Annotated in this window: 20 protein-coding genes; 13 read left to right on the top strand and 7 right to left on the bottom strand. The window is 74.2% G+C overall.

The annotated features are described in order from the left end of the window. Positions 1 to 21: 21 nt before the first annotated feature. The 4 genes from ACZ5GP_RS16120 (at position 22) to ACZ5GP_RS16105 (ending at position 3,621) form a co-directional block, all read left to right on the top strand. A complete protein-coding gene (locus ACZ5GP_RS16120) occupies positions 22 to 1,431 on the top strand; it encodes an MFS transporter (RefSeq protein WP_468751428.1) in 1,410 nt (469 codons plus the stop codon). Positions 1,432 to 1,530: 99 nt separating this feature from the next. Then, complete coding sequence (locus tag ACZ5GP_RS16115; protein WP_468751427.1) at positions 1,531 to 2,040, top strand: DUF2771 domain-containing protein; 510 nt, start codon at positions 1,531 to 1,533, stop codon at positions 2,038 to 2,040. After that, positions 2,010 to 2,720 (top strand): futalosine hydrolase, encoded by a 711-nt coding sequence (locus ACZ5GP_RS16110; protein WP_468751426.1) that lies wholly within the window; start codon positions 2,010 to 2,012, stop codon positions 2,718 to 2,720. The genes ACZ5GP_RS16115 and ACZ5GP_RS16110 overlap by 31 nt, the downstream gene beginning before the upstream one ends. Further along, positions 2,713 to 3,621: a 1,4-dihydroxy-6-naphthoate synthase gene (locus ACZ5GP_RS16105; protein ID WP_468751425.1), complete on the top strand. Its 909-nt coding sequence runs from the start codon at positions 2,713 to 2,715 to the stop codon at positions 3,619 to 3,621. The genes ACZ5GP_RS16110 and ACZ5GP_RS16105 overlap by 8 nt, the downstream gene beginning before the upstream one ends. A gap of 98 nt (positions 3,622 to 3,719) precedes the next feature. On the opposite strand, the gene ACZ5GP_RS16100 is transcribed toward ACZ5GP_RS16105, so the two are convergent. Next, on the bottom strand, positions 3,720 to 4,103 hold the full coding sequence (locus tag ACZ5GP_RS16100) for a cold-shock protein (RefSeq protein ID WP_055701393.1): 384 nt from the start codon (positions 4,101 to 4,103) through the stop codon (positions 3,720 to 3,722). A 206-nt stretch (positions 4,104 to 4,309) separates the two neighbouring features. Here ACZ5GP_RS16100 and ACZ5GP_RS16095 point away from each other — a divergent pair, with 206 nt between their 5' ends. Then, a complete protein-coding gene (locus tag ACZ5GP_RS16095) occupies positions 4,310 to 4,561 on the top strand; it encodes a hypothetical protein (protein ID WP_468751424.1) in 252 nt (83 codons plus the stop codon). A gap of 18 nt (positions 4,562 to 4,579) precedes the next feature. Here ACZ5GP_RS16095 and ACZ5GP_RS16090 read toward each other — a convergent pair whose 3' ends face one another. Beyond that, positions 4,580 to 5,206 carry an HAD family hydrolase gene (locus tag ACZ5GP_RS16090; protein WP_468751423.1) on the bottom strand — a complete coding sequence of 209 codons (627 nt, stop codon included), beginning with the start codon at positions 5,204 to 5,206 and terminating at the stop codon, positions 4,580 to 4,582. A 192-nt stretch (positions 5,207 to 5,398) separates the two neighbouring features. Between ACZ5GP_RS16090 and ACZ5GP_RS16085 the strand changes: the two genes are divergently transcribed. The 4 genes from ACZ5GP_RS16085 to ACZ5GP_RS16070 are packed head-to-tail and all read left to right on the top strand — an operon-like array spanning position 5,399 to position 9,314. Beyond that, the gene (locus tag ACZ5GP_RS16085; protein WP_468751422.1) at positions 5,399 to 6,397 is read left to right on the top strand and encodes a FecCD family ABC transporter permease; all 999 of its coding nucleotides are present in this window, start codon (positions 5,399 to 5,401) and stop codon (positions 6,395 to 6,397) included. After that, positions 6,394 to 7,461 (top strand): FecCD family ABC transporter permease, encoded by a 1,068-nt coding sequence (locus ACZ5GP_RS16080; protein WP_468751421.1) that lies wholly within the window; start codon positions 6,394 to 6,396, stop codon positions 7,459 to 7,461. Before ACZ5GP_RS16085 ends, ACZ5GP_RS16080 begins: the two co-directional genes overlap by 4 nt. After that, positions 7,458 to 8,294, top strand: coding sequence for an ABC transporter ATP-binding protein (locus tag ACZ5GP_RS16075; protein WP_468751420.1), 837 nt, complete (start codon positions 7,458 to 7,460; stop codon positions 8,292 to 8,294). Before ACZ5GP_RS16080 ends, ACZ5GP_RS16075 begins: the two co-directional genes overlap by 4 nt. 21 nt (positions 8,295 to 8,315) lie before the next feature. Next, entirely contained in the window at positions 8,316 to 9,314 is a 999-nt protein-coding gene (locus ACZ5GP_RS16070) for an ABC transporter substrate-binding protein (RefSeq protein ID WP_468751419.1), read from the top strand. A gap of 9 nt (positions 9,315 to 9,323) precedes the next feature. Here the strand turns inward: ACZ5GP_RS16070 and ACZ5GP_RS16065 are convergent, their stop codons facing one another. Beyond that, positions 9,324 to 10,811 (bottom strand): hypothetical protein, encoded by a 1,488-nt coding sequence (locus ACZ5GP_RS16065; RefSeq protein WP_468751418.1) that lies wholly within the window; start codon positions 10,809 to 10,811, stop codon positions 9,324 to 9,326. Positions 10,812 to 11,063: 252 nt separating this feature from the next. Between ACZ5GP_RS16065 and ACZ5GP_RS16060 the strand changes: the two genes are divergently transcribed. Further along, positions 11,064 to 12,197, top strand: coding sequence for a glycosyltransferase 87 family protein (locus ACZ5GP_RS16060; protein ID WP_468751772.1), 1,134 nt, complete (start codon positions 11,064 to 11,066; stop codon positions 12,195 to 12,197). Beyond that, positions 12,121 to 12,510 (top strand): hypothetical protein, encoded by a 390-nt coding sequence (locus ACZ5GP_RS16055; RefSeq protein ID WP_468751417.1) that lies wholly within the window; start codon positions 12,121 to 12,123, stop codon positions 12,508 to 12,510. Before ACZ5GP_RS16060 ends, ACZ5GP_RS16055 begins: the two co-directional genes overlap by 77 nt. Before the next feature lie 10 nt (positions 12,511 to 12,520). Here ACZ5GP_RS16055 and ACZ5GP_RS16050 read toward each other — a convergent pair whose 3' ends face one another. Then, positions 12,521 to 14,164: a DNA repair helicase XPB gene (locus tag ACZ5GP_RS16050; protein WP_468751416.1), complete on the bottom strand. Its 1,644-nt coding sequence runs from the start codon at positions 14,162 to 14,164 to the stop codon at positions 12,521 to 12,523. A gap of 406 nt (positions 14,165 to 14,570) precedes the next feature. Here ACZ5GP_RS16050 and ACZ5GP_RS16045 point away from each other — a divergent pair, with 406 nt between their 5' ends. Both ACZ5GP_RS16045 and ACZ5GP_RS16040 read left to right on the top strand, forming a co-directional pair. After that, the gene (locus tag ACZ5GP_RS16045; RefSeq protein ID WP_468751415.1) at positions 14,571 to 17,069 is read left to right on the top strand and encodes a helicase-associated domain-containing protein; all 2,499 of its coding nucleotides are present in this window, start codon (positions 14,571 to 14,573) and stop codon (positions 17,067 to 17,069) included. A gap of 510 nt (positions 17,070 to 17,579) precedes the next feature. Further along, positions 17,580 to 19,664, top strand: coding sequence for a HelD family protein (locus ACZ5GP_RS16040; RefSeq protein ID WP_468751414.1), 2,085 nt, complete (start codon positions 17,580 to 17,582; stop codon positions 19,662 to 19,664). On the opposite strand, the gene ACZ5GP_RS16035 is transcribed toward ACZ5GP_RS16040, so the two are convergent. The 3 genes from ACZ5GP_RS16035 to ACZ5GP_RS16025 form a co-directional block, all read right to left on the bottom strand. Then, positions 19,661 to 20,200, bottom strand: coding sequence for a DUF2165 domain-containing protein (locus ACZ5GP_RS16035; RefSeq protein ID WP_468751413.1), 540 nt, complete (start codon positions 20,198 to 20,200; stop codon positions 19,661 to 19,663). The two genes, ACZ5GP_RS16040 and ACZ5GP_RS16035, sit on opposite strands and share 4 nt — an antisense overlap. A gap of 151 nt (positions 20,201 to 20,351) precedes the next feature. After that, positions 20,352 to 21,041, bottom strand: a complete 690-nt coding sequence (locus ACZ5GP_RS16030) for a copper homeostasis protein CutC (RefSeq protein ID WP_468751412.1) — start codon at positions 21,039 to 21,041, stop codon at positions 20,352 to 20,354. A 153-nt stretch (positions 21,042 to 21,194) separates the two neighbouring features. Continuing rightward, the gene (locus tag ACZ5GP_RS16025) at positions 21,195 to 23,510 is read right to left on the bottom strand and encodes a heavy metal translocating P-type ATPase (protein ID WP_468751411.1); all 2,316 of its coding nucleotides are present in this window, start codon (positions 23,508 to 23,510) and stop codon (positions 21,195 to 21,197) included. Between the last annotated feature and the right edge of the window lie 71 nt (positions 23,511 to 23,581).

Genomic DNA, 23,581 nt, shown 5'->3' with positions numbered 1-23,581 from the left:
TCAACAGGGCACTATGACCAAATGGCCCCCACCAGGTCGACGTCCGTAGGAACCGCCGCGCCGGGCCCCGCGCGGCGGACCGTTCGCGCGCTGGGCCGCGCCCTGCACTTCCCTTTCACGGGTACCGCCCGCGGCATCCGCAAGGCCACCCACGCCCACGGAGCGGGCGAGTCGGGTCTCGGCAAGCTGATCGAGTTGCACGCGGTGAACGGCGCGGGCGACGTGATGATCACTGTCGCCCTGGCCTCCACCGTCTTCTTCTCCGTGCCGACGGACGAGGCCCGCGGCCGCGTCGCGCTCTACCTCGCCATCACGATGGCCCCCTTCACCCTCCTCGCCCCCGTCATCGGCCCCCTCCTCGACCGTCTCCCGCACGGCCGCCGCGCCGCGATGGCCGGCTCGATGCTGGCCCGCGCCCTTCTCGCGCTGGTGCTCTCCGGCGCCGTCGCCACCGGCAGCGTCGAGCTGTATCCCGCCGCGCTCGGCGTCCTGGTGGCGTCCAAGGCGTACGGAGTGGTGCGAAGTGCCGTCGTGCCACGCCTGCTGCCACCCGGGTTCTCCCTGGTCAAGGCCAATTCCCGGGTCACCCTCGGCGGTCTCCTCGCGACCGCGGTGGCCGCGCCCGCGGGCGCGGGCCTCCAGGCGCTCGGCCCGCGCTGGCCCCTGTACGGCGCCTTCGTGATCTTCGTGTCGGGGATGTTCCTGTCGTTCTCGCTGCCCCGCAAGGTCGACTCGGCGAAGGGCGAGAGCAAGGCGCTGCTCGCCGCCGACGAGGAGCACCTGCATCTGCACGCCCGCGCCGAGGCCGCCCACGACACCACCCGCAAGGGCCTCCTCGGGCTGCGGACCGTCGGCCCGGCCGTCACGCACGCCCTGGCCGCCAACGCCGCGCTGCGCATGCTCTCCGGGTTCCTCATCTTCTTCCTGGCGTTCCTGCTGCGCGAGCATCCGCTCGGCGGGCAGAGCGCGGCGGTCTCGCTCGGGATAGTGGGCGTCGCGGCGGGCACCGGCAACGCGCTCGGCACGGCCGTGGGCGCCTGGCTGAAGTCCCGCGCCCCGGAAATGATCATCGTGACCGTCGTCGCCGTGGTCCTGTGCGTGGCGATCACCTCCGCCGTGTTCTTCGGTGCGGTGGGCGTCGCCTGCCTCGGCGCGTGCGCGGGTTTCGCGCAGGCCCTCTCCAAGCTGTCCCTGGACGCGCTGATCCAGCGGGACGTCCCGGAACAGGTCCGCACCTCCGCCTTCGCCCGCTCCGAGACGCTGCTCCAGGTCGCCTGGGTGATCGGCGGCGGCGTCGGCATCGCCCTGCCGCTGAACGGCTCGCTCGGCCTGTCGGTGGCCGCGGGGATCCTCGCCCTCGGCTGGCTCTCGACCGTCCGGGGCCTTCTCGCGGCCGCCCGCCACAGCGGTCCGCGCCCCCGCGTGGAGTGACCCCCGGCCCCGCCCGAACGGCCCCCGCGACCCAGCGGGGCAACGCGCCCGCGACCCCCGCGTAACAGCACCCCCCGGCCCGCCCGATAGCCTTCGCCCATGACCTCCCTGCTCCGCGGCGGAGCCGCGAATGTGAACAGCGCGGCGCGCCGCCGCCGCACCGTGGCCGCCCTTGGCGCCGTCTCCGCCGGACTCCTCGTCCTCTCGGCCTGTGACAAGCCGACGCCGCTGGCCACCGTGACGGTCGGCGGCGACTCGGTGCACACCGAGGCCTCCTGCTACAACGACGGCAAGGAGCTGAAGAAGTCTCAGCTCAAGTCCTGCCTCCAGGACAAGGACGTGAAGACCGTCAAGATCGACCCCGATGAGAAGGTCCGGTTCGGCGTCGACCCCGAGGTCGCCGAGAAGGGCTGGACGCTGCTGATGAACGGTCAGCCGCTGACCGAGGCCAGCAAGAAGACGTACGTCGTCATCCCCGGCAGCGTCTTCTTCAACCAGCAGTACGGCGGTGGCGGCGACAAGTCGACCGTCAGCCTCCTCGAAGGCGGCAAGGGCGGCACGCAGAAGGCCACCGGCCTGTGGTCGTTCAAGTTCAAGAAGGACTCCTGACCTCCGGTCCCGTGCCCCACCCGCGCGTCCTGGTGGCCACCGCCGTCCCCGCCGAACGGGACGCGGTGGCCCGCGCGCTGCCCCTGACCCCGGGCATCGACGCGCTGGCCGTCGGCGTGGGCCCCGCCGCAGCCGCCGCGGGCACGGCCACCGCGCTCGCCCGCGCCGCCGCCGACGGCCGGCCCTACGGCCTGGTCGTCTCGGCCGGCATCGGCGGCGGCTTCCCGCCCGCCGCTCCGGTGGGCTCCCTCGTCGTCGCCGACGAGATCACCGTCGCCGATCTGGGCGCCGAGACCCCCGAGGGCTTCGCGCCCGTCACCGAACTCGGCTTCGGCGCCGTCACCCATGTCCCACCGCGACCCCTCGTACGAGGGGTCGCCGACGCCTGTGGCGGCGCGCGGGGCACCGTCCTGACCGTCTCCACCGTCACCGGCAGCGCCGCCCGCGCCGCCGAGCTGCGCCGGCGCCATCCCCGGGCCCTCGCCGAGGCGATGGAGGGTTTCGGTGTCGCCGAGGCGGCCGCCCTTCACGGGCTGCCCGTCCTGGAGGTCCGCGCGGTCTCCAATCCCGTCGGCCCGCGCGACCGCGCCGCCTGGCGGATCGGCGAGGCGCTGTCCGCGCTGAGCGACGCGTTCGGGAAGTTCGCGCCGGTACTGGAGAGTTGGAACACGCATGACTGAACACCAGGCCCCCGCGGCGCCCGCCGACGAGACGCTGCGCATCGCGTACTCGCCCTGCCCCAACGACACGTTCGTCTTCGACGCGTGGGCGCACGGCCGGGTGCCGGGCGCCCCCGGCCTCGACGTGACGTTCGCGGACATCGACGTCACCAACGGCATCGCCGAGCGCGCCGCGACCTCGACGGCGACGGCCGCGGACCCCGACCTCGACGTGCTGAAGGTCTCGTACGCCGTCCTGCCCTACGTCCTCGACACCTACGCGCTGCTGCCCTGCGGCGGCGCGCTCGGCCGGGGCTGCGGGCCCCTCGTGCTGACCCGCGAGCCCGACGCGGACCTCCGGGGGAAGACGGTCGCGGTGCCGAGCGAGAAGTCCACGGCGTACCTGCTGTTCCGGCTGTGGGCGGCGGACACGCTCGGCGACGAGGGCGTCGGCGAGATCGTCGTCCTGCCCTTCGACCAGATCATGCCCGCGGTGCGCGACGGCAAGGTCGACGCGGGCCTGGTCATCCACGAGGCCCGCTTCACCTACCGGAACTACGGCCTGCACCGCCTCGCCGACATGGGCGAGCACTGGGAGGCCACGACGGGTCTGCCGATCCCGCTGGGCGCGATCATCGCCAAGCGGAGCCTCGGCCCCGCGGTGCTCGAACGGCTCGCCCGGGCGGCCCGCGCCTCGGTCCGCATGGCCTGGAACGACCCCGAGGCGTCCCGGCCCTACGTCCTCGCACACGCGCAGGAGATGGACCCGTCGGTCGCCGACCAGCACATCGGCCTGTACGTGAACGAGTTCACCGCCGACCTCGGCGAGGACGGCTACGCGGCCGTGCGGGGGCTGCTGACGCGGGCGGCGGCGGAGGGGCTCGTGCCCGCGCTGCCGCCGGGGGCACTGGCCTTCCCCTGACCCGTCGAATGACCGTCGCCTGACCGTCCTACCGCCCGAGGGGCCCGCCCCTTGCCGCCGGACGGGCCGAGGAGCCCGCCCGGCGCAGGGTCACGCCGTCACACGTCCAGCTGGTCCGCGACCGCCCTCAGCAGTCCCGCGATCTTCGCGCCCGACGCCTTGTCGGGGTAGCGGCCCTTCTCCAGCATCGGCGTGATGTTCTCCAGGAGGGTCGTCAAATCCTGGACGATCGACGCGAGTTCGTCCGGCTTGCGGCGCTGCGCGGCCGCCACCGAAGGGGTCGGGTCGAGAATCGTGACGGAAAGGGCCTGATCGCCGCGCTGCCCCGCGACCACACCGAATTCCACGCGCTGGCCGGGCTTGAGTGTGTCGACGCCGGCGGGCAGTACGGAGGAGTGCACGAAGACGTCGCCGCCGTCGTCGCGGGAGAGAAAGCCGAAGCCTTTCTCGCTGTTGAACCACTTGACCTTGCCGGTAGGCACGTGAAGTCCTCGTCCTCGTACTCGTCGTACTCGTCTGTGCCGGTCCGCCCCACCGGAAATGACGGGGCGAAAACGGCTCTGGATAGCACTACAGCGGGTCGCCCGACCCGCCGGAACCAAGCCTATTGGTCCGGCGCCCGGTGACAAGACGTCCCCGAATCTCTTCCTCCGGGTTCCTCCTTCGCGCAGGGAACTACCCTGGTGGGGTGCGTGACAAAACCCAAGCGAATTCGGCCGGGCCCGGCGACGGGATGGTCCGGATCGGAGCAATCGTCTTCTTCATCGGCGCGGTGGCCACTTTGGTCACGGTGGCACCGCTCTTTCTCGGCACCGAGCCCTTCCCGCCCGTCGCGTATGCCGTGTGCATGCTGATGGGTGTCGGGTTCGTCGTGGCCGCCGCCGGGGTGCTGCGCGGCATCGCCGTCCAGCGGCGCCGGGCGAGGTCCGCGACCGGCTGACACCTGGCTTCGCGCGCGTCAGCGGCCCTGTCCGGCGGCGTACGCGTCGAGCCACGCGGGGAACTGGGTCAGCTCGGCGAGGACCACGTCCGCGCCCGCCGCCCGCAGTTCCGCCGCGTCGCACGGGCCGGTCGCCACCGCCACGGACAGCGCGCCCGCCGTACGCGCGCCGCGCACGTCCCCGGTGTGGTCGCCCACGTACACGGCCGCCTCGTGCTCGCGCAGCGCCACCGCCTTCGCCTCGGCCCACAGCCAGCCGATGACCGCGTCGGCCTCGATGCCGAGGTGCGACAGGTGCAGCTTCGCGTTGGGCTCGTGCTTGGCGGTCACCACGATCGCGCGGCCGCCGCGCGCGCGGACCGCGTCCACCGCCTCGCGGGCGCCGGGCAGCGCGAGCGTCGGCGCGATGGCGTATGTGGGATAGATCTCACGGTAGCGGTCGCCCATCTCCTGGATCTCCTCCTCGGGGAACCAGTTCCGCAGTTCCTGCTCCAGCGGCGGCCCGAGGCGCGTGACGGCCAGCTCCGCGTCGATGTACGTGCCCGTCTCCGCGGCGAGCGCCTGGTAGGCGGCCTTGATGCCGGGCCGGGAGTCGATCAGGGTCATGTCGAGGTCGAAGCCGACGGTCAGCGCGCGTGAGGTCATGCGCCCATTGTGCCGAGGCGGCCCCCCACCCCCGGCTTAGACTTAGCCAAGCCTTACCAACTGCCGCTCGCAGCCCCCCGACTTCCCGACGTGCCGCCCCGACTCCCCCACTGCGAAACCCGACTTCCCCACGTGCCGCCCCGACTCCCCCGTCCCGAAACCCGACTCCCCCACCCCGAAACGAGCCAGTCGATGCGTGTGCCCGTCCGACGCGCCGCCCTGATGGCGGCGGCCGTCGTGGCCCTGCTGCTCGCGGTCCTGCTCAGCCTCGCCGTCGGCGCCCGCGCCATCGCGCCCTCCGCCGTCCTGGACGCGCTGCTGCACGGCGGGCACGGCGACTCCGCCGAGGTGGTCCGCGAGATGCGGGTGCCGCGCACCGCCGTCGGCCTGATGGTCGGCGCGGCACTCGCGCTGGCCGGCACGGTGCTCCAGGGCCTCACCCGTAACCCCATCGCCGACCCCGGTGTCCTCGGCATCAGCCAGGGCGCCTCGGTGGGCGTGGTCCTCGCCATCGCCTTCGCCGGCGTCCACACGCTGACCGGCTACGTCTGGTACGCGTTCGCCGGCGCCGGCGTCGCGGCGCTGGCCGTCCACGCCATCGCGGCCGGCGGGCGGGGCGGGGCGACACCGGTGAAACTCGCGCTGGGCGGCGCCGCCGTCAACGCCCTGCTGGTCTCGGTGACCACGGCGATCCTCACCACCAGGGCCTCCGCGCTGGACGAGTTCCGGTTCTGGCAGGTCGGCTCGCTCTCCGGGCGGGACGCCGACATCGCCGGCCGGATCTGGCCGTTCCTGCTCGTGGGCCTGGTGCTCGTCCTCTCCGTCGCCCGCGGCCTCGACGCGCTGGCACTCGGCGAGGACGTCGCGAAGGGCCTCGGGCAGAACGTGGCGGCGGTGCGGGTGGTCGGCGGGCTCGGGGCGACGGTCCTGACCGGGGCGGGGGTCGCGGCCGCCGGACCCATCGCCTTCATCGGGCTCGCCGTGCCGCACATCGCCCGCGCGGTCGTGGGCGGCGACCATCGCTGGACGCTGCCCATGGCGGCCGTCCTCGGGCCCGTGATGCTGCTCGTCTCCGACGTGGTGGGGCGGATCGTGTTCCCGCCGAGCGAGGTGCCCGCCGGGGTGATGACCGCGCTCATCGGGGTGCCGTTCCTCGTCGCTCTCGTACGCCGCAGGGCGGTGGCCGCGTGAGCCTCGCCTCCCCGCGGCTGCGGCCCGTCGGCTACACCGTGGTCCGGCTGCGCCGTGCCGCCTTCCTGCTGCACCGCCGTGCCGCCCTCGTCGCCCTCGGCCTCGGCGCTCTGCTGGCCGCGAGCTGTCTGGCGTACCTCTGTGCCGGCGCCTCGTACGTCCCGCCCGTCGAGGCGGTGAAGGTCGTCCTCGGGCAGCCCTCCCCCGACGCGCTGGTCGTCGGCACGCTGCGCGAACCCCGCATGGTGGTGGGGCTCCTCGTCGGCGCCGCGTTCGGCGTGGCCGGTGCGCTGATCCAGACCGTGGCCCGCAATCCGCTGGCCGGCCCGGACGTCATCGGCATCAGCCAGGGCGCGAGCGCGCTGACCGTCGGCGCGCTGACCTTCGGGGTCACCTCGTACGCCGTGCTGCCCTGCCTGTCGGTGCTCGGCGGCATGGCCGCGGCCGCCCTCGTGTACGTCTTCGCGTGGCGCGGCGGCCTGCACGCCACCCGGTTCGTGCTCATCGGCATCGGCTTCGCCGTCGCCCTGCGCTCGGTGACGACGCTCTTCATGACCAAGGGCGACTACCTCGTCGCCCAGCAGGCGCAGATCTGGATGACGGGCTCCCTCAACGGCCGCGGCTGGACGGAGGCGGACCCGCTCGCCCTGACCCTGCTCGTGCTGCTGCCCGGCCTGTGCTGGGCGGCCCGCGCGCAGCGCTCGGTCACCCTGGACGACGACACGGCGACGGCTCTCGGGGTGCGCCTGGGACACGTACGCCTCGGCCTGGTCCTGCTCGGTGTCGTCCTCGCCTCCGTGGCGACCAGCGCCGCGGGGCCCATCGACTTCGTGGCGCTCGCCGCCCCGCAGATCGCCCGCAGGCTGACCCGCACCGCGCAGATCCCTCTGCTGTGCTCGGCGCTGGTGGGGTCGCTGGTCGTCGTCCTCGCCGATCTGCTCGCCCGCCGGATGTTCGCCCCGACGGAACTGCCGGTCGGCGTGCTGACGGCGGCCGTCGGCGCCCCGTACCTGATCTGGCTCATCGTCCGCGGCCGCTCCGTCCGCAATGGAGGCACGTCGTGACCGCCCACCCGTCGCCCGGCCCCCGCCCGGCCCGTCTCGCGGCCCGCCGGCTGACCCTCGCCTACGAGGACCGCACGGTCGTCGACCGTCTCGACCTCGCGGTCCCCGACGGCAGGGTCACCGTCATCGTCGGCCCCAACGCGTGCGGCAAGTCCACGACCCTGCGGGCCCTCGGTCGGCTCCTGAAGCCGAAGAGCGGCGCGGTGCTCCTGGACGGCGAGTCCCTCGGCAAGCTGCCGACGAAGAAGATCGCCCAGCGGATAGGGCTGCTCCCGCAGGCCCCCGTGGCGCCCGAGGCGATCACCGTCGCCGACCTCGTCGCCCGCGGCCGCCAGCCGCACCAGCACTGGTGGCGGCAGTGGTCCGAGGAGGACGAGAAGGCGGTGACGGAGGCGATGGAGCGCACCGATGTGGCCGCGCTCGCCGAACGCCCCGTCGACGAACTGTCCGGCGGCCAGCGCCAGCGCGTGTGGATCGCGATGGCCCTCGCCCAGGACACCGACCTGCTGCTCCTGGACGAGCCGACGACGTACCTGGACATCTCCCACCAGGTGGAGGTCCTCGACCTGGTGCGCCGGCTCAACCACGACCGGGGCCGCACGGTCGTCGTCGTCCTGCACGACCTCAACCAGGCCGCGCGGTACGCCGATCACCTGGTCGCCATGAAGGACGGCGAGGTCGTCGCCGAGGGGCCCCCGTCGAAGGTCGTCACCGAGGAGCTCGTGCGCGAGGTCTTCGGCCTGGAGTGTGTGGTGGTGCCGGACCCCGTGACCGGCTCCCCCCTGGTCGTCCCCGGCGCGCCGTGGTCGGCGCCCGCCCCCGCCCCCGTGTAACGCAGCCCGAAAGGCGTCCCCATGCCCCTGTCCGTGTCCGGCTTCCGCTCCTCGGCGCGCCGCCGCGCGCTCCTCACCGCCTCCCTGACCCTGACCGGCGCGCTCGCGCTCGGCGCCTGCGGCTCCTCCGACTCCTCCGGCTCCGGCAAGGGCTCCGGTGCGGGCAGGACGCACACGGTGCGGACCGCCATGGGGGACGTGTCGGTCCCCGTCGCCCCGAAGCGGGTCGTCGTGCTGGACACCGCCGAGCTGGACTCCGCGATCTCACTCGGCGTCACACCGGTCGGCGCCACGCACGTCGAGGCCGGGTCGGGCTTCCCCGGCTACCTGCCCAGGAACAAGGTCAGCGGCGTCAAGGACGTCGGGGAGATGCTGAACCCCGACATGGAGGCCATCGCCGCGCTCGAACCGGACCTGATCCTCACCTCGAAGATCCGGCACGCGGCGAAGTACGACCAGCTCAAGCAGATCGCGCCGACGGTCATGACCGAGACGACCGGCTACCCCTGGAAGGAGAACTTCCAGGTGCACGCGGACGCGCTGGGCAAGAAGGCGGAGGCGAGGAAGGTCGTCGCCGACTACCGGGCGCACGCCCGGAAGGTCACCGAGGCCATCGGCGGGCCCGCGAAGGCCGAGCGGACGGAGGTCAACGTCATCCGCTTCGTGGAGGGCGCCGACATCCGGCTCTACGGCGAGCAGAGCTACATCGCCACCATCCTCAAGGACGTCGGTCTCGGCCGCGCCCCGATCTCCGCGAAGGCGAAGGACGGCTTCTCCTACGACCTCTCCCCCGAGAAGATCGACCTCGCGGACACCGACGTCATCTTCCGGTCCACGTACGGCGACCCGAAGAAGGCCAAGCAGACGCGGACCACGAGCAGCGGCCTGTGGAAGAACATGAAGGCGGTCAGGTCGGGCAACGTCCACACCGTGGACGACGAGCTGTGGATCCAGGGCATCGGCTACACCGCGGCGGACCGGATCCTGGACGAGCTGCGGGCGGACCTCACCGAGAAGTAGGCCGGGTGCTCACAGCCGTCGCCGCTGCGATCTCCACACCAGGAAGAGCGCGGAGGCGACGGCCGCGCCGCGTACCACCCACGGCCAGGTCCCGGCGATGGCGTCGCTCATGTGGCCCTCCCGGATCGGCTCGCCCCACCTGCCGTCCGTACGCCCCCACAGCCAGGCCAGACCGGCGGCCACCGCGAGCCCCGGCATCCCGAACACGGCCCACTTCGCCTCGGCGCGGGTGAGCCTGCGGGAGAGGTAGGCGATGAGCCAGCCGCCGCCGAGGGCGGGCAGACTGCCGAGGACGGCGCCCACGAGGAGCAGTGCCGCGGCGCACAGGAGCAGGGGGTTGGCGAACCGCACGCCCTCGCCGCCGCCGAGCCGGGGCCGCCACCACCGGCGCTCCTGCGCCTCGTCGGCCTCGCCGAACTCGTCGGCGTCCAGGGACCCGTCGACCGCGTCGCCCTTCGCACTGCCGTCCTTGGCCAGGCGTACGGGGTCGTCCGGGGCCGGTGGCGGTTTCAGTATCTCGGGGATCTCCACGCCGCCGACGAAGCCGGGGACGCTGTCGGCGAGGCCGAAGGGGCTGCTGTCCAGGCGCCACCAGTCGGGCTCGGAGCCGCTCGGGCCCAGCTCGTGCGAGCCCGCGAGGTGCGGCGGGGACGGGCGGTAGCCCTCCATGCCCTCCAGGCCCGCGAGGCCCTCCGGGGGCGGGGACTTGGGGGCGCGGCGGGGCCGCGGCACGAGCCGCCGCAGCCGCTTGACCGCCTCGCCCCCACCGCCTTCGCCGCCGCCCGCGTTCCTGCTCCCGTCGCCGTCCAGGCCCCCGCGCCCGTCGCCGCCCAAGTTCCTGTTCCAGCCGCCGCCCGCGTTCCTCCGGCCGCCGCCTCCGCCTGCCGTCCTGTCTCCGTCGCCGCCCGCAGTTCTGCTGCCGCCACCGCCCCGGTTCCTGCTTCCGCCGCTCGCGTTGCTGCTGCCGCCGCCTCCGCCCGCGGTCCTGCCGCCGCCCCCGCCTGCTGTCCTGTCTCCGTCACCGCTCACGGCTCTGCCGCCGTCGTCGCCCAGGCTCCTGCTGCCGCCGCCGCCCGCGCCCCCGCTTCCCGCCCCACCCGTGCCCCCGCTCTCAGCGCCGCCCGCGCCCCGGGCTTCGCCTCCGGGCGCCTGCCTCGGCGTGTCCGAGGTCGGCTTGCGGCGCGGGCGGGGGCCTCGCTGGGTGGGGACGGCCGCGTGGGGGGCGCTCGGCCGGGGTGCGGGGGGCGGGGAGGGGGTGGTGGGGCCCGGGGGGCCGCCCGCCGCGTCGACGACGTCCTCGGGGGTGCCGAGCCGGGCCAGGATGCGGCGGACGGCGGCGGGGGTGTCGGCCGCCGCCTCGGCGCGGTCGCGGTCGATCCGCAGGCGCAGGTCGGCGACCAGGCGCATACGGGCGCCGGACGTCAACTGCCGCTGCTGGGCCAGGTCCCCGACCCGGCTCAGATAGTCGTAGACCAGCTGATCGCTCTCGATCCCCACGAAGTCCCCTCCGGGGCGGCTGCGTTGGTTCTTCCCCGGCCCCGACGGTACCGGTTGGGGCCGGGGTGCCTCCAACACCGGCCCGCGCGGCGGTGTGCGCCGGTCCGAGGGCGACCCGCCGGGAGCCGTTACCGTCCCCCCGTGAAGTACCCCCGCGTCACGCGCCCCTCACTCACGGCGACCTTCACCCTCCTCGCCCCGCCGCTCTCCCTGGCCGCCCTCGCCGCGCTCTGCGCCGTCCGGCACGTCCCCATGGCCGACGCCCTCGTCTACCGCGCCGAGGGCCGAGCCGTGCTCGACGGCGGTGATCTCTACGGGTTCACCGTCACCGAGTGGGAACTCCCCGCCACCTACCCGCCGTTCGCCGCGCTCCTCTTCGTACCGGCGGCCTGGCTCCCCGTGCCCGCCCTGAAGGTCGTCTTCCTCGTCGGCAACACCGCCCTCTGTGGGCTGCTCCTGCACCTCTCCTGCCGACTGGCAGGCCTGCGCCCCCGCCCCCGGCACCTGTGCGCGGCCACCGCCCTCGCGCTGTGGCTGGAACCGGTCTTCCAGACCGTCGTGTTCGGGCAGATCAACCTCGCCGTGGCCTGTCTGGTCCTGTGGGACCTGACCCGGCCGAGGGGCGCCCCCGGCCGGGGCGTCGCGCTGGGCGTGGCCGCCGGGATCAAACTGACCCCGGTGTTCTTCGTCGCGTACCTCTTCGTCGTCGGGCGGACGCGGGAGGCCGTCACCGCTCTGGTGGCGTTCGCCGGGACCGTCCTTGTCGGCGTGCTGGTGCTGCCTGCCGCCGGCGTCGACTTCTGGACGCGCCGCGTCTTCGAGACGGGCCGGGTCGGCAAGGCGTGGATCGTCGACAACCAGTCGCTCCAGGGCCTGCTCGCGCGGGCCCTGCACACGGCGGAACCGGGCCTCGCCTGGGCGGTCCCCGCCGCCCTGACGGCGGCCGCCGGGCTGTGGCTGATCCGCCGGACGCCCGACGGGCCCCGCGCCGTGCTCCTGGCCGCGTTCACGACCCTGCTGGTCTGCCCGATCAGCTGGTCGCATCACTGGGTGTGGTGCGTGCCGCTGCTGGTCCTCCTGGTCGCCGAGGGCCGGCCGCGCCCGGCCGCCGCCGTGGCCGCGCTCTTCACGGCCCGCACCTTCTGGCTCCTGCCCCACCAGGGCGGCCTGGACCTGCGGTTGCCCTGGTGGCAGCAGCCGTTGGCGTCGCCGTACGCCCTGTTCGCCCTCGTACTGCCGCTCTTGTTGAGTACGCATCTGAGTACGCGGACCGAGGTGCCGCCGCCGCGCCCCGAGGTTGACTCGCCCCATGGAACGCACCCGGCCGAGCAGGACGACCGCCGACCCGCACACCCGCGCGCCGGCCGCGCAGTCCCCCGCTCGTGACACCGCTCGTGACGCCGCCCGCCCCGACCCGCCGCCGTCCCGCGTCATGGGCCTGGCCCTCGCCACCCCGGCCGTCCTGCTGCTCCTCGGGGTCGGTCTGCTGGTCGTCCGGCTCGACACGGACCTCGGCGGCGCGTCGACGCCCGCACACCGGCAGTTGGTGGCCCGCTATGTCCTGGCGGCGTTCGCGGGCCTCGGCTGCCTGACGGCGGGCTGGTGCACGCCGCGCGACGCGCGCGCGGCGTGGCTGCGGACGGCCTTCGCCTGGACGTCGGTCGTGGCGGTCCCCGCCACGCTCCTGATCGGCGCGTGACGGGGCCGGTTCAGTCGCCGGCGAGCAGTTCGTCCGCGTCGACGATCCGGTACGCGTACCCCTGCTCGGCGAGGAACCGCTGCCGGTGCGCGGCGAAGTCCTGGTCGATGGTGTCCCGCGCGACGACGGAGTAGAAGCGGGCCTCGTGCCCGTCCGCCTTGGGCCGCAGCACCCGGCCGAGCCGCTGTGCCTCCTCCTGGCGCGAGCCGAAGGTGCCCGACACCTGGATGGCGACGGTGGCCTCGGGCAGGTCGATGGAGAAGTTGGCGACCTTGGACACGACGAGGACGGAGATCTCGCCCTGCCGGAAGGCCTCGAAGAGCTTCTCGCGCTGCGCGTTGGTCGTCTCGCCCTTGATGACGGGCGCGTCCAGGTGGGCGCCCAGCTCGTCGAGCTGGTCGATGTACTGGCCGATGACCAGGGTCTGCTCGCCCTGGTGCTTCTTGACCAGCGCCTCGGTCACCTTCCGCTTGGTCGCCGTCGTCGCGCAGAAGCGGTACTTCTCCTCGGCCTCGGCGGTGGCGTACGCGAGCCGCTCGCCGTCGGTCAGGTTGACCCGGACCTCCACGCAGTCGGCGGGCGCGATGTAGCCCTGCGCCTCGATCTCCTTCCACGGGGCGTCGAACCGCTTGGGCCCGATGAGCGAGAAGACGTCGGACTCGCGCCCGTCCTCCCGTACGAGGGTGGCGGTCAGGCCGAGGCGGCGGCGCGCCTGGAGGTCGGCGGTGAACTTGAAGACGGGCGCGGGCAGCAGATGCACCTCGTCGTAGATGACCAGGCCCCAGTCGCGGGAGTCGAACAGCTCCAGGTGCGGGTAGATGCCCTTCCGCTTGGTCGTCAGGACCTGGTACGTGGCGATGGTGACGGGACGGATCTCTTTCCTGGTCCCGCTGTACTCGCCGATCTCGTCCTCCGTGAGGGAGGTCCGCTTCACCAGCTCGTGCTTCCACTGGCGGGCGGAGACGGTGTTGGTGACGAGGATGAGCGTGGTCGCCTTGGCCTGCGCCATGGCCCCGGCGCCGACGAGGGTCTTCCCGGCGCCGCAGGGCAGTACGACCACTCCGCTGCCACCGTGCCAGAAGCCCTCGACGGCCTGCTGCTGGTAGGGCCGCAGCGCCCAGCCGCTCTCGTCCAGGTCGATCTTGTGCGCCTCGCCGTCGACGTACCCGGCGAGGTCCTCGGCGGGCCAGCCCAGCTTCAGCAGGGTCTGCTTGATCTGCCCGCGTTCGGAGGGGTGGACGGCGACGGTGTCCGGGTCGAGCCGCTCGCCGACGAGCGGCTGGACCTTCTTGGACCGCAGGATCTCTTCGAGGACGGGCCGGTCGGTGGTCGTCAGGACGAGCCCGTGGGTGGGGTGCTTGGAGAGGGTGAGGCGGCCGTAGCGCGCCATCGTCTCGGCGACGTCGACGAGCAGGGCGTGCGGGACGGGGTAGCGGGAGAACTCCACGAGCGCGTCCACGACCTGCTCGGCGTCGTGCCCGGCGGCCCGGGCGTTCCACAGGCCGAGCGGGGTCACGCGGTAGGTGTGGATGTGCTCGGGGGCGCGCTCCAGCTCCGCGAACGGGGCGATGGCCCGACGGCAGGCGTCGGCCCGCTCATGGTCGACTTCCAGCAGGAGTGTCTTGTCCGACTGCACGATAAGGGGACCGTTCACGCGCCCGCCCTTTCCCTAGCCCAAACGTCCAGTGTGCCGCATCGACGTCTCAGCCCCACGCCATAACCCTCACCGGACGCCTGGCCGGCCCCCGAAGGGGCGCGGGTCAGCCCCCGAGGAAGGCCCGAAGGGCCACCGAAGGGGCGCGGGGAACTGCGCGGCCAGCCCCCACCCACCCGCGCGGAAACAAGGCCCCGGCCCGCCCCCGCGGGCACGTCGTGGCCGATCGCGCAGTTCCCCGCGCCCCTGAGGCAAACCCAGGCACCCCACCTCAACAGCCCCGCCCAAACCCCCCTAGGGGCGCGGGGAACTGCGCGGCCAGCCCCCACCCACCCGCACCCGATACACAAACCCCCCGGCCCCCAGACCCCCCGCCCCACGCCCAAGACCCGCTAACGTGAACCGGATGAGCACCGACGAGCCGCCGCACCCCCAGGAGAGCCGTCCCCCCCAAAAGGGGGACACCCCCCGCTCCCTCGCCGAAGCGCTCCGTAGCCGCGAGGACGACGCCCTCGCGGAGCTGCTGCACGCCCGCCCGGACCTCCTCAACCCCGTCCCCACCGACCTGACGCAGCTCGCCGCCCGGGCCGGCACCCGCGCCTCCGTGGTGCGCGCCCTGGAGCGCCTGGACCTCTTCACGCAGCAGGTGGCGCAGACGCTGGCGGTGGCCCCGGAGCCCACGTCGTACGAGGAGCTGCTCGGCCTGCTGGCCGGGGACGACGGTGACGCGGCGGTGGCCGACGCCCTGCCCGGCGCCCTGCGCACCCTGCACGGGCAGGCCCTGGTGTGGGGCACGGACGACCGGCTCCGCCTGGTCCGCACCGCCCGCGAGCTGCTCGCCCCGAGCCCCCAGCACCCCTCCCCGACCGGGCTGGGCCCGACCGTCGCCGAGGCCACGGCCGGCATGTCGCCGACCCGGATGCAGGACATCGTCGCGGCGGCGGGCCTGCCCACCACGCATGACGCGGTGTCGGCGGTGGAGGCCCTCACCGCGCTCTTCACGGACCGCGCCCGCATGTCGGCGCTCCTGGACGAGGCGCCCGCCGAGTCCGTGGAGGTCCTCTCCCGCCTGGTCTGGGGCCCTCCCTACGGCCAGGTCACCGCGGACCCGGCCCGCCATCTGCGCTGGCTGCTCGACCGCGGCCTGCTCCTGCCCACCGCGCCGGGCACGGTCGTCCTGCCCCGCGAGGCGGCCCTGCACCTGCGCGCGGGCCGCGCCCACCGCTCGCCCGCGCCGACGCCGCCGCCCGTCGCGCCGGGCCGCGAGCACCGTCCACAGGTCGTGGACGCCACGGCGGCCGGCCAGGCGTACACGGCCCTGGCCACCGTCGAGGAACTCCTCAAGGAGTGGGACGAGGGCGGCCCGGCCGTGCTGCGCGCGGGCGGTCTGAGCGTGCGCGACCTGAAGCGGACGGCGGTGGCGCTCGACATGCCCGAGCCGATGGCCGCCTTCTGGGTGGAGCTGTCCTACGCGGCGGGCCTGGTGGCCTCCGACGGCGAGGCCGACGAGCGGTACGCGGCGACACCCGCGTACGACGAGTGGCAGGAGCTGCCCGCGCCGCGGCGCTGGGCCGTACTGGCCACGGCGTGGCTGGCGGCGACCCGCACGGCGGGCCTGATCGGCGGCCGTGACGGCAAGGACCGCACGCTGTCGGCGCTCGGCCCGCACCTGGACCGGTCGGTGGCGCCCGAGGTGCGCCGGCGGGTCCTCTGCCTCCTCGCGGGGCTCCCCGAGGGCGCGGCGCCCGACCCCGACTCCCTCCTGGCCCGCCTGCACTGGGAGCGGCCCTCGCCGGCCGCGCACGACCTGCGTACCCGCATCGCCCAGTGGACGCTGAACGAGGCCGAACTGCTGGGTGTCACGGGTCGCGGGGCCCTGTCGGCGCACGGCAGGGCGCTGCTCGGCGGCGCCCCGGAGGGGGAGCCCGGCACCCTCGGGGTCCGTCCGCCGACCGCCGCCGAGCAGGCCGCCGCCGCCGACCGGGCGGTGGGGATCCTCACCCCGCTGCTGCCCGAGCCGCTCGATCACGTCCTGCTCCAGGCCGACCTCACGGCCGTGGCGCCGGGCCCGCTGGAGCGGCCGCTCGCCGAGGCCCTCGCCGTGCTCGCCGACGTGGAGTCCAAGGGCGGCGCCACGGTGTACCGCTTCACGCCCGGTTCGGTGCGGCGCGCGCTCGACGCCGGGCAGTCGGCGTCCGATCTGCACGCGTTCCTCGCGGCCCACGCCCGTACGCCGGTTCCCCAGCCGCTGGCCTATCTGATCGACGACGTGGCCCGTCGGCACGGGCACCTGCGTATCGGGGCCGCCTCCGCCTATGTGCGCTGCGACGACGAGGCGCTGCTCAACGAGATCCTGGCCGACAAGCGCTCCCAGGGGCTGCGGCTGCGCCGCCTCGCGCCGACCGTGCTGGCCGCGCAGGCGGACCCCGGCACGCTCCTCGAAGGGCTCCGCACGATGGGCTTCGCGCCCGCCGCGGAGTCGGCGGACGGCGACGTCCTGATCACCCGCGCCCACGCGCACCGCACTCCGCCCCGCTCGGCTCCCGAGCCGGTGCCGGACGGGCCGCCGCTGCCCGACGCCACGCTGATCGGCGCGGCCGTCCGGGCGATCCGGGCGGGCGATCTGGCCTCGACGGCGCCCCGCAAGGAGAGCCCCCGTACGCCGGGGGGCGAGTTGCCCCGTACGACGTCCGCGGAGACCCTCGCCACGATGCAGGCGGCGGTGATGACGGGCGAGGCGGTGTGGATCGGCTTCGTCAACGCGGAGGGCGCCGCGAGCCAGCGGGTGATCGCCCCCGTCCGGGTGGAGGGCGGCTACGTGACGGCGTACGACCACACGGCGGACGAGGTCCGCACGTTCCCCCTCCACCGCGTAACGGGCGTTGCCGAACTGGCCGACGACTGAGCCCGCCCAGGGGCCTCGCCTAGACCCCCCTAGGGGCGCGGGGAACTGCGCGGCCAGCCCCCACCCACCCGCAGGCAAAGAACAACCCAAGACCCCGGCCAGTCCCCCGCAGGCACGTCGTGGCTGATCGCGCAGTTCCCCGCGCCCCTGAGGGAGACCCAGGCACCCCCCATCAACAGCCCCCGCCGAAACCCCCCAGGGGCGCGGGGAACTGCGCGGCCAGCCCCCACCCACCCGCAGGCAAAGAACAACCCAAGACCCCCCCGGCCCGCCCCCGCAGGCACGTCGTGGCTGATCGCGCAGTTCCCCGCGCCCCTAGGGAGGTCCCCGGCGCCCCGCATCAACAGCCTCACCGAGACCCCCAAGGCCCCCGGCCAGAAACCGTTGGCACGGCGGCCCGTCGGCCGCCTAGGATGCCCCCTCCCCGGCCTCCCCCGCGGAGCGCCGCCGCCCGGACGGAAACCGGGCGGCAGCAACAGACCACCCCCGCTGAACCGCCGGAGGCACCCCGTGCAGGCGCACGACCCGACCGACCCTCTCGCCCGCGAACGCGGGCACCTCGCCGCCTCCCGTGCCGCGCTGCGCGCCATGCGCGCGGACGCCGAGGCCCTCGACATCCGCGATGTCACCGCGAACTGGGTGAACGCCGCCGTCCTCGAACGGCAGATCGACGACCGCATCAAGTCCCTCGCCGACCTCGCCCACACGCCCCTGTTCTTCGGGCGGCTGGACTACCTGCACGCCCCCGGCGCCGAGCAGGCCGAGGGCGCGGAGGGCGAGCAGTTCTACATCGGGCGGCGCCATGTGCACGACGCCGACGGCGACCCGATGGTCATCGACTGGCGCGCGCCGGTCTCCCAGCCGTTCTACCGGGCGTCCAAGAAGGACCCGATGGACGTCGCGCTGCGCCGCCGCTTCGGGTACACGGGCGGCGACCTCACCGCGTACGAGGACGAGAACCTCAGCGACCCCGCAGCGGACGAGCGGACCGGCCGGCTCCTCCAGCAGGAGATCGAGCGGCCGCGCGTCGGCCCGATGCGGGACATCGTCGCCACCATCCAGCCGGAGCAGGACGAGATCGTCCGCGGCGGCCTGAACGGCAGCGTGTGCGTGCAGGGCGGCCCCGGCACCGGCAAGACCGCCGTCGGACTCCACCGCGTCGCCTACCTCCTCTACGCCCACCGGGAGCGGCTCGCCCGCACCGGGACGCTCGTCATCGGGCCCAACGCCTCCTTCCTGCACTACATCGAGCAAGTGCTGCCCGCACTCGGCGAGTTGGAGGTCAAGCAGGCCACCGTAGGCGACCTCGTGGCACACGTGGAGGTGCGCGGCACCGACGACTCCGCCACCGCCCTGGTCAAGGGCGACGCCCGGATGGCCCAGGTGCTGCGCAGGGCCGTGCGCGCGCACGTCACCGAGCCGACCGAGCCCCTGATGGTGGTCCGCGGCTCCCGCCGGTGGCGCGTGCCGGCGTACGAACTGGCGGAGATCGTACGGGAGTTGCTGGACCGCGACATCCGTTACGGCGCCGCCCGCGACGCGCTGCCGCAGCGCATCGCCCATGCCGTCCTGGTCCGCATGGAGCAGGCGGGCGAGGCCCCCGACGACCGGGTGCAGAACGCGGTGGCGCGCGATGCGGCGGTGAAGGCGGCCGTGAAGGCCGTCTGGCCGCCGGTCGACCCGGCGAAACTGGTGCTGCGGCTGCTGTCCGACGCCGAGTTCCTGGCCGCGCACGCGGAGGGGATCCTGGACGCGGACGAGCAGAAGGCCCTGCTGTGGGCGAAGCCGGCCCGGAGCGTGAAGTCGGCCAAGTGGTCGGCCGCCGACGCGGTGCTGATCGACGAGGCCACCGACCTCGTCGCGCGCACGCACTCGCTGGGGCACGTGGTGCTGGACGAGGCGCAGGACCTGTCCCCCATGCAGTACCGCGCGGTGGGGCGCCGCTGCACGACCGGTTCGGCGACCGTCCTCGGTGACCTCGCGCAGGGCACGACGCCTTGGGCGACGCGGAGTTGGGCCGAGGCCCTCGCGCACCTCGGCAAGGAGGACGCGGTCGTGGAGGAGCTGACGGCCGGTTTCCGTGTGCCGCGCGAGGTCATCGCGTACGCCTCGCGGCTGCTGCCGGACATCGCGCCGGGCCTCACGGCGGTCGCCTCGGTGCGCGAGTCACCGGGCTCGCTCGCGGTGCGACAGGTGCCCCACCCGGCTGCCCCGGACCCGGCCGACCCGGACGCGGCCGCTCTGGACGCCGCCTGCCTGGAGGCGTGCGCCGAGTCGCTGCGGCGGGAGGGCTCCATCGGGCTGATCGCCGCGGATGCCCGTATCCCGGCGCTGGCGAAGGCGCTGACGGCGGCCGGGATGACGTACCTCGACCCGGGCGAGGAGACCACGCCCGACACCCGGCTCACGCTCGTGCCCGCGTCCCTGGCGAAGGGCCTCGAGTACGACTACGTGGTCCTGGACGAGCCCGCCGCCGTGGTCGACGGCGAGCCCGACGAGCGGACGGGCCTGCGCCGGCTGTACGTGGCGCTGACCCGTGCCGTGTCGGGCCTGATCGTCGTGCACGCGGCGCCGCTGCCGAAGCAACTCGCTTAAGCGGCAGGCCCCTTGTCGCCGTCCGGCGCGGCCCCCGCGGTGGACGGCAGCAGGGTCACGAGCAGCACCAAGCCCGCGAGTGTCACGACGCGGGTCGCCGCGTCCAGGCCGTTCCAGTCCTCGGACTGCCACATGGCGAACCACTCGCCGCCGACGCCGATGAACCCGGCGCCGAAGAGCAGCAGCACCATCAGCAGCCCGGCGGTGCCGACGCGTCGGGCACGCCGGTATCCCGTGCGGCGCCGCAGGGCCCCGGCCCACAGGACCGTCGCCGCGAGGAGGAGCAGCGCGGCGACGCTCTCCCACACGATGATCGCGACGTAGGCGGCGTCCTGGAGCGCGGTGGACTCCACCGCGCGCCACATCAGGTCGTCGTCCTTGAAGGTGGTGTCCATCGCGAGGACGTGCCGTACGAACTGCTGGTTGGTGCCGAAGTCGGTGATGTTCCCGAAGGCGACGAGGGCCATGTAGAGCGCGACGGTCCCGGTGAGCAGCGTGACGGCGAGGGGCAACGTGCGACTGGCGTGAGCGTTCATGAACTTCCCTCCCTCAACTCCCAGTTGTACCTCAGCGCCCCCGAGGGCCCAGCGGAGACCCCCCGGGGGCGCGGGGAACTGCGCGCTCAGCCCCCACGCCCCCGCAGTGAAAAACCCGCACCGCAGGAACCCCCATGACGCCCACGGCGAGTCATGCGTCGACCGCCGCCCGCCACCGCTCGACCGCCCCCGGCGATACCGGCTCCGTCCAGCCCCCGGGCCGCGCCGCGCCGCCGATGTGGAACGCGTCGATGCCCGCCGCCTTCAGGCGCGGCAGGTGGTCGAGGCGGAGTCCGCCGCCCACCAGGAGCCGGGGCCCGTAGCCCGGTTCGTCCCGGCGCCCCGCCTCGGCGAGCAGCGTCGGCAGGCCGTCGTCGACCCCGCCCGGGGCGCCCGCCGTGAGGTAGGTGTCCAGGCCGGGCAGGTCGGCGAGCTGCTTGCGCAGGGCGTCGCGGTCGGCGGCGCGGTCGATGGCCCGGTGGAAGGTCCAGGGGCAGCCGTCGAGGGCGGCCACCAGCGTCTCGACCGCGCCGAGGTCGGCGCCGCCCGCCTCGTCGAGGAAGCCGAGGACGAACGCGTCGGCGCCCTCCGCCCGGAGTTCGTGGGCGCGGCGCACGAGCGCGTCGACGTCGCCGGCGGCAAACCCGTCGGCCAGTCTCAGCATGACGCGCAGCGGGATGTCGACGCGGGACCGGATCGCGGCGAACGTCTCACGCGTCGGCGTGAGGCCGTCCGCGGCCATGTCGGTCACCAATTCGAGGCGGTCCGCACCCCCGGCCCGGGCGGCGACGGCGTCCTCGGCGTCGAGGGCGATCACCTCCAGGACTGCACGCTTGCTCATGGCTGTCTCTTCCCTCTCGTCGGGGTCCCTCTCGTCGGGATCCCGGCCCACACGGCCCGCACGGGTCACACCGTCACACAGGTCTAGTCCAATAGGCCAGCCTACGCGCAGAACACCCCGCCCGGTCACCCCGCCCGGCTCCGCCCGGCCCTGTCAGGCCAGCGGCCGGAACCCCCGGAGCCGCAGGCTGTTGCCGACGACGAAGACCGAGGAGAAGGCCATGGCCGCCCCCGCGATCATCGGGTTGAGCAGGCCGGACGCGGCCAGCGGCAGCGCGCCGACGTTGTAGGCGAAGGCCCAGAAAAGGTTCGTCCTGATCGTGCCCAGGGTCCGCCGGGCGAGCCGGATCGCGTCGGCCGCCGCCCGCAGGTCACCGCGGACGAGTGTCAGGTCGCCCGCCTCGATCGCGGCGTCCGTGCCCGTGCCCATGGCGAGGCCGAGGTCGGCCTGGGCGAGGGCCGCGGCGTCGTTGACGCCGTCCCCGACCATGGCCACCGACCGGCCCTCGGCCTGGAGCCGCTTGACGACGTCGACCTTGTCCTGCGGCATGACCTCGGCGATCACGTGTTCCGGTGAGATGCCGACCTCCGCGGCCACCGACGCGGCGACCGCCTTGTTGTCCCCGGTGAGCAGGATCGGGGTCAGACCGAGCGCCCGCAGCCGCGTGATCGCCTCGGCGCTGGTGTCCTTCACCGCGTCGGCGACCTCCAGGACCGCCCGCGCCTCGCCGTCCCAGGCGACCGCGATGGCCGTACGCCCCGCCGCCTCGGCCTGCGACTTGGCCCGCTCCAGCTCCACCGGCAGGTGGATCGCCCACTCCGCGAGCAGCTGCTCGCGGCCGACCAGGACGGCGTGCCCCTCCACGACGCCCTGCACGCCGAGTCCCGCCACGTTCGCGAAGTCCTCCGGGGTGGGCAGCGTGCCGACCCGCTCGGCCGCCCCGGCGGCGACGGCACGGGCGATGGGGTGTTCGGAGGAGTGCTCCAGGGCGCCGGCGAGGCGCAGCACGTCGACGGCCTCGGTGCCGGGGGCGGTGTGGGTGGCGAGCAGGGTCATCCTGCCGGTGGTGACGGTGCCGGTCTTGTCCAGGACGATGGTGTCGACCTCGCGGGTGGACTCCAGGACCTCCGGGCCCTTGATGAGGATGCCGAGCTGGGCGCCGCGGCCGGTGCCGACCATGAGGGCGGTCGGGGTGGCGAGGCCGAGGGCACAGGGGCAGGCGATGATCAGGACGGCCACGGCGGCGGTGAAGGCGGCGGTGAGACCGGCGCCGTTGCCGAGCCAGAAGCCGAGGGTGGCGAGCGCGAGGCCGATGACGACCGGCACGAACACCGCGGAGATCTTGTCGGCGAGACGCTGGGCGGCGGCCTTGCCGTTCTGCGCGTCCTCCACGAGCCGCGCCATGCGGGCGAGCTGGGTGTCGGCGCCGACGCGGGTGGCCTCCACGACGAGCCGGCCGCCGACGTTGAGGGTGGCGCCCGTGACGGAGTCGCCCTCGCCGACCTCGACGGGCACGGACTCGCCGGTGAGCATGGCGGCGTCGACGGCGGACGCGCCCTCGACGACCCTGCCGTCCGTGGCGATCTTCTCGCCGGGCCGGACCAGGAAACGGTCGCCGGTCGTCAGCTCGCCGACCGGGACGGTCTCCTCGCGACCGCCGGCGCGCAGCACGGTGACGTCCTTGGCGCCGAGCTGGAGCAGCGCCTTGAGGGCGGCGCCGGCCTTCCGCTTGGAGCGGGCCTCGAAGTAGCGCCCGGCGAGGATGAAGGCGGTGACTCCGGCGGCGGCCTCCAGGTAGATGTTCCCGGCGCCGTCGCCGCGGGCGATGGTCAGTTCGAAGGCGTGGGTCATGCCGGGCGTGCCCGCGGTGCCGAGGAACAGGGCCCACAGCGACCAGAGGAACGCCGCCGAGGTGCCGACCGAGATCAGCGTGCCCATGGTGGCGGCACCGTGCCGGGCGTTGGTGAAGGCCGCCTTGTGGAAGGGCCAGGCGGCGTAGGTGACGACGGGCGCGGCCAGGGCGAGGGAGAGCCACTGCCAGTAGTCGAACTGGAGGGCGGGGACCATCGCCATGGCGATGACCGGCACGGAGAGCAGCACGGCGGTGATCAGCCGTTCGCGCAGCGGCCGCAGCGCGTCGTCGGCCCGCCGCTCCTCGCCGTCCGGGCCGTCCGGCTCCGGGGCGCTGCCCTGCCGTACGGGCGCGGGCTCCTGGGCGGTGTACCCGGTGGCCTCCACGGTCGCGATCAGGTCCTGTACGGAGACGTCCGCGCCGCGGTAGCTGACCTTGGCCTTCTCGGTGGCGTAGTTGACGCTCGCCTCGACGCCGTCCATGCGATTGAGCTTCTTCTCGATCCGGGCGGCGCACGAGGCGCAGGTCATGCCACCGATGGCGAGTTCCACTTCTGCGGTGGCGGCGGGAGAGGCGGGGGAGGCCGCCTCGGGGGTGCCGGGGGTGGTGGTGGACATGTCTGCGGGCTCCTCGGGTCGTGAGCGGGAGGTGCGATACCGGGCCGGGGTATCCCTCGTACGAGATCCTT

The sequence above is a fragment of the Streptomyces sp. NPDC031466 genome, assembly GCF_055581265.1.
The sequence above is the reverse complement of the archived record's forward strand: the minus strand, read 5'-3'. Positions and strand labels throughout refer to the sequence as shown.

Bases quoted from the DNA above. Each gene is read 5' to 3' on its own strand.
- ACZ5GP_RS16055 (WP_468751417.1), top strand. From the start codon at position 12,121: ATGGAACGCACCCGGCCGAGCAGGACGACCGCCGACCCGCACACCCGC.
- ACZ5GP_RS16060 (WP_468751772.1), top strand. From the start codon at position 11,064: ATGGCCGACGCCCTCGTCTACCGCGCCGAGGGCCGAGCCGTGCTCGAC.
- ACZ5GP_RS16120 (WP_468751428.1), top strand. From the start codon at position 22: ATGGCCCCCACCAGGTCGACGTCCGTAGGAACCGCCGCGCCGGGCCCC.
- ACZ5GP_RS16090 (WP_468751423.1), bottom strand. From the start codon at position 5,206: ATGACCTCACGCGCGCTGACCGTCGGCTTCGACCTCGACATGACCCTG.
- ACZ5GP_RS16030 (WP_468751412.1), bottom strand. From the start codon at position 21,041: ATGAGCAAGCGTGCAGTCCTGGAGGTGATCGCCCTCGACGCCGAGGAC.
- ACZ5GP_RS16070 (WP_468751419.1), top strand. From the start codon at position 8,316: ATGCCCCTGTCCGTGTCCGGCTTCCGCTCCTCGGCGCGCCGCCGCGCG.
- ACZ5GP_RS16085 (WP_468751422.1), top strand. From the start codon at position 5,399: ATGCGTGTGCCCGTCCGACGCGCCGCCCTGATGGCGGCGGCCGTCGTG.
- ACZ5GP_RS16035 (WP_468751413.1), bottom strand. From the start codon at position 20,200: ATGAACGCTCACGCCAGTCGCACGTTGCCCCTCGCCGTCACGCTGCTC.
- ACZ5GP_RS16025 (WP_468751411.1), bottom strand. From the start codon at position 23,510: ATGTCCACCACCACCCCCGGCACCCCCGAGGCGGCCTCCCCCGCCTCT.
- ACZ5GP_RS16115 (WP_468751427.1), top strand. From the start codon at position 1,531: ATGACCTCCCTGCTCCGCGGCGGAGCCGCGAATGTGAACAGCGCGGCG.
- ACZ5GP_RS16105 (WP_468751425.1), top strand. From the start codon at position 2,713: ATGACTGAACACCAGGCCCCCGCGGCGCCCGCCGACGAGACGCTGCGC.
- ACZ5GP_RS16045 (WP_468751415.1), top strand. From the start codon at position 14,571: ATGAGCACCGACGAGCCGCCGCACCCCCAGGAGAGCCGTCCCCCCCAA.